This is a genomic window from Streptomyces sp. NPDC002130 (assembly GCF_040296465.1).
Lineage (GTDB): Bacteria > Actinomycetota > Actinomycetes > Streptomycetales > Streptomycetaceae > Streptomyces.
Window position 1 is genome coordinate 1 of the sequence record NZ_JBEOXI010000379.1, and the last position, 5,623, is coordinate 5,623.

The 5,623-nt window shown below is 72.3% G+C and carries 8 protein-coding genes; 1 reads left to right on the plus strand and 7 read right to left on the minus strand.

Going from position 1 to position 5,623, the window contains the following annotated elements:
- The 5 genes from ABT116_RS38825 to ABT116_RS38845 all read right to left on the minus strand — a co-directional run.
- Positions 1-886: anti-sigma regulatory factor (locus tag ABT116_RS38825; RefSeq protein WP_351644289.1), on the minus strand; the 886-nt coding region annotated here is incomplete at its 3' end.
- Positions 886-1,326 carry an anti-sigma regulatory factor gene (locus ABT116_RS38830; protein ID WP_351644307.1) on the minus strand — a complete coding sequence of 147 codons (441 nt, stop codon included), beginning with the start codon at positions 1,324-1,326 and terminating at the stop codon, positions 886-888. The genes ABT116_RS38830 and ABT116_RS38825, both read right to left, overlap by 1 nt.
- Positions 1,326-1,745, minus strand: coding sequence for an STAS domain-containing protein (locus tag ABT116_RS38835; protein ID WP_351644292.1), 420 nt, complete (start codon positions 1,743-1,745; stop codon positions 1,326-1,328). The genes ABT116_RS38830 and ABT116_RS38835 overlap by 1 nt, the downstream gene beginning before the upstream one ends.
- Entirely contained in the window at positions 1,742-2,629 is an 888-nt protein-coding gene (locus tag ABT116_RS38840; RefSeq protein ID WP_351644295.1) for an STAS domain-containing protein, read from the minus strand. Before ABT116_RS38840 ends, ABT116_RS38835 begins: the two co-directional genes overlap by 4 nt.
- Positions 2,630-2,894: 265 nt before the next feature.
- Positions 2,895-3,287 (minus strand): STAS domain-containing protein, encoded by a 393-nt coding sequence (locus ABT116_RS38845; RefSeq protein ID WP_351644298.1) that lies wholly within the window; start codon positions 3,285-3,287, stop codon positions 2,895-2,897.
- Positions 3,288-3,634: 347 nt separating this feature from the next.
- Here ABT116_RS38845 and ABT116_RS38850 point away from each other — a divergent pair, with 347 nt between their 5' ends.
- Complete coding sequence (locus tag ABT116_RS38850) at positions 3,635-4,006, plus strand: PRC-barrel domain containing protein (protein WP_351644301.1); 372 nt, start codon at positions 3,635-3,637, stop codon at positions 4,004-4,006.
- Positions 4,007-4,075: 69 nt separating this feature from the next.
- Here the strand turns inward: ABT116_RS38850 and ABT116_RS38855 are convergent, their stop codons facing one another.
- On the minus strand, positions 4,076-4,510 hold the full coding sequence (locus tag ABT116_RS38855) for an ATP-binding protein (protein WP_033309377.1): 435 nt from the start codon (positions 4,508-4,510) through the stop codon (positions 4,076-4,078).
- 117 nt (positions 4,511-4,627) lie between these two features.
- The coding region (locus tag ABT116_RS38860; protein ID WP_351644304.1) for an AMP-dependent synthetase/ligase at positions 4,628-5,623 on the minus strand (996 nt) is incomplete at its 5' end.

Here is a 5,623-nt window from a genome sequence, read left to right on the forward strand (position 1 = left end):
GTGGGGTCCGGGAGGCGGAAGCGTTCCCCGGGTCCCCGGGGTTTGCGAGGCGGGCCGCTGCGGTCCGGGGGGCCGAGTCGGTCCCCGAGCCACCGGCGTCCGCGAGGCCGTGGGTCGCTGGGGTCCGGGGCGCCGAGTCGGTTGCCGGTGCGCCGGTGTTCGCCGAGCCGTGGGCCGGTGTCGTCCGGGGTCCGGGGCCGGTTCCCGGTGTGCCGGTGGCCGGGAGGTCGTAGCCGGGGGCTGCGCAGAGCCCGGGGTCGGTCCCCCGCGCGGGGGCGGCCGGTTGTGTGGGGTCGCCGGGAATCGCCGGGGCCTGTCCGGTGTGACCGGGCGCCCCGGCCGGCACCGCCGCGTGACCCGTCAGGCCGCCGCATGCCACCGCGCCGAACGGCGGTGCGCCGCCCGGCCACCGTCCCCCCGCGGACACCCGGCCCTCGGGCCCGGCCGGCCCCTCGGTGGCCCGGGGCGTCGAGCTCACGCGGGCCACCGCGACCGTGCCGCGGCCGGGGACGCTGTGCAGGGCGAAATTGTCGGAGAGGCGCAGACACGTGCCGAGGCCGGCACCGAGCGAGCGGGAGGTGGAGAAGCCGTCGCGCAGCGCCGCGGGCACGTCGGGGATGCCCGGGCCGTGGTCGACCGCGGCTATCTGCACCACCCGTGACCCCAACAGCCCCTCCCGCAGCACGGGCGGGGCCACGACGTCGATGAGCACCTGACCACCCTCGGCATGCTTGAGGAGGTTCGTGGCGAGCTCGGTCGCGACCAGCGCGGCCGCCGCCGTACGCCGCTCGTCCAGCCCGGCCAGCGCGGCAGCGCCCTCCGCCGCGACCCGCGCGTCGCGCACCCGGGTCGAGTCGCGCACCGGCACGTCCCACACGCGCGGCATCAGACCTCCTCGCGCGGACGCGGCGGCCGTCCCACCCAGCACGTCACCCGCACCGTGGTGCCCGAGCCCGGCGTGGTGTCGATGTCGAAGTCGTGCACCAGGCGCCGCGCACCGCTCAGCCCCATGCCCAGACCGCCACCGGAGGTGTAGCCGTCGCTCAGTGCCAGGTCCAGGTCGCCGATGCCCGGCCCCTCGTCGGTGAAGGCCAGCTGCAGTCCCCGCGCCCCGGCACCGCCGACCTGCCTCGCCTCCATCTGCCCGCCACCGCCGTGCACCAGGGTGTTGCGGGCCAGCTCGCTGGCCGCGGTGATGAGCTTGGTCTGGTCCACCAGCCCGAAGCCGAGCCGGGCAGCGGCCTGCCGTACGTGCTGTCGTACCCACACCAGGTCCATGTCCGACCGGATGGGCAGGCAGGCCTCCACGCCCGAGGCGGTGTGCATCACGGACTCTCCTGACGCGGGCTGCCGGGACGGGGCACCGGGGCCTGCTGCGCGAGGAGCTCCATGCCCGCCTCGGTGCTGAGGGCGGTGCTCAGCCCCGGCAGTGTCAGACCCAGTTCGACCAGGGTGATGGCGACCGCCGGACGCATCCCGGCCACCACGGTGCGCGCGGCCAGCAGCTTGGCCTGCGCGGCGATCTCGGCCAGCACCCGGCCGAGGAAGGAGTCGACGATCTCGACACCGGAGATGTCGATGAGGACCCCGCGCACCCCGGTACGGGAGATGGCCTCGGCGAGGTCCTGCTGGAGCTGCTGCGCCGTGCTGTCGTGCAGGTCCCCCTGGAGCGTGACCAGCAGGACGTCGCCGAGCCGGAGCACCGGCACATGGCCGGTCACGGGACGGGGGTACGCGTCGTTCACCGCTGACCCGCACCCGGCTTCACGATGCCCGCGCCGAGCTGGTGCAGCGCGTACCCCAGCGCGTCGGCGAGGCTGGCGCGGGTGATCACGTCCAGGTCCAGACCGAGATGGACGATGGTCTGCGCGATGGCGGGGCGGATGCCCGAGACGATGCACTCGGCGCCCATGAGGCGCGCCGCGGCGACCGTCTTCATCAGGTGCTGCGCCACCAGCGAGTCGACCGTCGGAACCCCGGTGATGTCGAGGATCGCGAACCGCGCGTGCTGCTCGACGACGGCGTTCAGCAGCGTCTCCATCACGATCTGGCTGCGGGCGCTGTCGAGCGTGCCGATGAGCGGCACGGCCACGATGCCGTCCCAGAGCCGGATGACGGGCGTGGCCACCTCCATCAGCTGCAGCCGCTGCCGGTCGCTGAGCGCCTGCCACTCGCTGAGCGCCGTCTGCATGGCCACCAGGCGCAGCGTGCCCATGAGCACGGTCAAAGCGGTCGAACTCGCCCGCAGGTGCTCGGGCGGCGCCTGCGCCAGATCGGCGGCCAGCAGGTTCTCCACGGGCGGTCGCAGGGCCGCCAGCTCGCTGGAGACCTGGGTGTTGCTCAGCCCGGCACGGGAGCGGGCCGCGCCCATCCGGCCCAGCTGCTCGCGCACCGCGCTGAACCCCGCGGCATCCGGATCCTCCACCTGCTCCGAGTCGGCCACCTGGGCCAGCGCGTCCACCACGACCTTGCCCGCTTCCACCGCCTCGTCACGCGAGACGGTGAACACGGTGCGGAACAGGGGCTCGTCCGCCCACCGCTGGGCGATCTGCTCACGCCGACGGTGCAGGAAGTCCCTGACCTCGTGGGTGGGCGTCGCGAGCTGTCCGTCCGCTTCGTGCTCCGGCACCTGGTTCTCTCCTCATCCGCGTTGCGTCGACCGAGCCCGCTTCTGGCAACGAGACGGCGATGTGACACTTGCCGGGCGACAACTCTAACCATGCGCCGACCTCGTACGACACCTGCTCCGGAGCAAGTGATCCGGTTCAGGGAAACGGCGGTTGGCGCCCACCGTTTCCGGCGGGCCAAGGGTGAGCCGGCGTCCGGGCAGGGCGGAGCGAGGGCACCGGACCACCGGTCTTCGCCGGCGCCGTGCCCGAGGGGCACCCGGACCGTCAGACGCTCGGCTCCTCCGGGAGGTCCGACCCCGCATCGACACGGGTCAGGGCCTCGTCGACACTCTCCGATATCGGCACCGTGATGCTGACGCCGGTCAGATCGAGGATGCGCCGCACGGCCGGCGTCGGACTGATGACGTGCACACTGCCCTCGGTCTTACGGGTCTCCTGGTACACCCGCAGAATGATGTTCATCCCGGACGAGTCCATGAAGGGGACGGACGAGAGATCGAGCAGGAAGTGCCGTCGGCCGTGGTGGAGTTGGTTGGCCAGATGGGCCTGGAACTCGGTCGCGGTGTCGACGTCCAGGTAACCGTCGACCGTGATCAGGGCCACGTCCTCCCGGGGCAGCTCGACTTCCACGGACAGCGGGTTCTGGGCGAGGGGCACGGATACCTCCAACAAGTGCTACGGCCAGGGCTGGTCACCTCTGGGGATGACCGCGGTGCGAGGGGATCCCGGTCGTTCTCCGGACTCGAATGCCGTTTCTCATGCCCCTCCCTTCACTGACGGGCTTCGGATGTCACCGCGCACCCGCGATTACCCCGGAAACCACCCTCCATGCCCCCTCGGCCGAACATCGCCGGGACCGGCCGCCGGGAAGGCCCGTGCAGTAGCAGGTGTGTGCGCCGAATGCGCTTGCGGCAGCAGGGTAATTGCTGCTGTGGAACGGGGCGGGCGCGGGCGTCCGCCGGAGGAGAACGCGATCAGCACATCGCCAGGGAGGATGGAACAGCGTGGCCATCGACAGAATCTGGTCGTACGCGCAGGACAGCGGTCACACCGAGGGGCAGGACCTGACCGGTTTCGCCGTCGCCGCGACCGACGGCACGATCGGGCACGTGGACCGGGAGGCCGCGCCGCACGCCATGCGGCACCTGGTCGTCGACACCGGCGTCTGGGTGTTCGGTCGCAGCGTCCTGGTGCCGGCCGGAGTCGTCACCCGCGTCGACACCCAGGAGAGAAAGGTCACACTGGCCTGCAGCCGGGCGGATGCCAAGGCGGCCCCCCGCTTCCAGACCGACAGTGAGACGAGGGACCAGGAGTACCTCCGGGCCGTGGGTGACTACTACGACCGGCTGCCGCCGCGCGAGACGGCCACGATCTGAGACGCCCGGGGTCCGGGACGCCACGGTCCGAGCCGGTCACGGGCGCCTCGCGCCCGTGACGCTCCCGGCTCACCAGGGCATGAACACGTGCACGTCCTTGCCCCGGTCGTCGGCCACGACGCTGACCTGGTCGCACAGCGTGTGGATCAGGTGCCAGCCGATGCCCCCGCCGCCGCTGCGCGGATCGAAGGGGCGAGGGGCGGGCTCCGTGGTGCTGGTGTCGTGCAGAACCACATGCACCCCGTCGAAGGTCCGGCGCATGCGCAGCGCGAACGGACCCGGGGCGTACTGCACCGCGTTGGCGGCCAGTTCCGTCACCACCAGCAGGATGTCGTCCCAGTACTCGGGGGCAGAGGGCGGGGAGGAGCGTGCGAGATCGCGCAGAAACTCCTCCGCGGCCAAGCGCGCACCGGTCACGTCATGCGGCTCGCCCACGAAGCTGTTCGTGCGGCTCGGGATCTCCTCGGAGGTCAGGGCATCGTCCCCACGCGGCTCGGTTGACATATCGCCTTTCCGGCCCGGGCGTCAGCTACGGCTGTCGTCAGGGCTGTCGTCCTTTCTCTTGCGTCGCCACTGTTGCGTGTTCCCGAGGGGACGAGGCCTACGCGTCCGGCCGCACGCTCAGCGGAACACATTGTCGGAATCGTCCCAGCTCGACGGTTCGGCCGGGGCACTCGGCCGTCCGGGACGCCTGCGGGACTGGTACATCGCGTCGATCTCGGAAGCGTAGTGCCGCACGATCTCGTCCCGGCGCAGCTTCATCGACGGCGTCAGCAGCCCGTTGGTCACGTCGAACGCCTCCGGCAGGACCCGGAACACCCGGATCGACTCCGCGGGCGACACGACGCTGTTGGCCGCGGCCACGGCCCGCGCGACCTCCTCCCGCAGCGCGTTCTCCTCCCGCGCCTCCCGCATCTCGCCCTGCAGGGCCAGCCCGGCCCGCCAGTGCGCGAGGAATTCCGGATCCAGCGTGATCAGAGCTCCGATGCAAGGCCGGTTGTCCCCCACGACCACCGCCTGGTGGATGAGCGGATGCATCCGCAGCCGCTGCTCCAGGGCCAGCGGGGCGACGCTCTTGCCGCTGCTGGTGATGATGATGTCCTTCTTGCGGCCGGTGATCGTCAGATAGCCCTCCGAGTCCAGCAGCCCGAGGTCCCCGGTGGCGAGCCACCCGCCGCGCAGCGCGGCCCGGGTGGCGGCCCGGTCGCCCACGTACCCCTGGAACACTGACGGCCCGCGCACCAGGATCTCCCCGTCCTCGGCCACCTGGATCTCCATGCCCGGCAGTGCCTGCCCGACCGTCCCGGACTTCTCCCGGCCCAGCGGCTGCATCGTCACCCCGCCGGCGGTCTCCGTCAGGCCGTACCCGTCGTGCACGTAGATGCCGATGCCCTCGTAGAAGAGGGAGAGATCGCGGCTGAGGGGGGAGCCGCCGGACGTCGCCCGCCGCACCCGGCCGCCCAGCGCCGCCCGCAGCCTGCGGTACACCGTGCGCTCGTACAGGGCGTGCTGGAGCCGCAGGTCGAAGCCGGGTCCCCGGCCGCGGCCCAGCCGCTGGCGCTCCAGGGCCGCGGCGAAGTCCCGGGCGGTATCGGCGGCGCGCTCGAACAGCCCGCC

Excerpts from the sequence above, each read along its gene's own strand:
- ABT116_RS38830 (WP_351644307.1), bottom strand. The coding sequence starts at position 1,326 with ATGCACACCGCCTCGGGCGTGGAGGCCTGCCTGCCCATCCGGTCGGAC.
- ABT116_RS38855 (WP_033309377.1), bottom strand. The coding sequence starts at position 4,510 with ATGTCAACCGAGCCGCGTGGGGACGATGCCCTGACCTCCGAGGAGATC.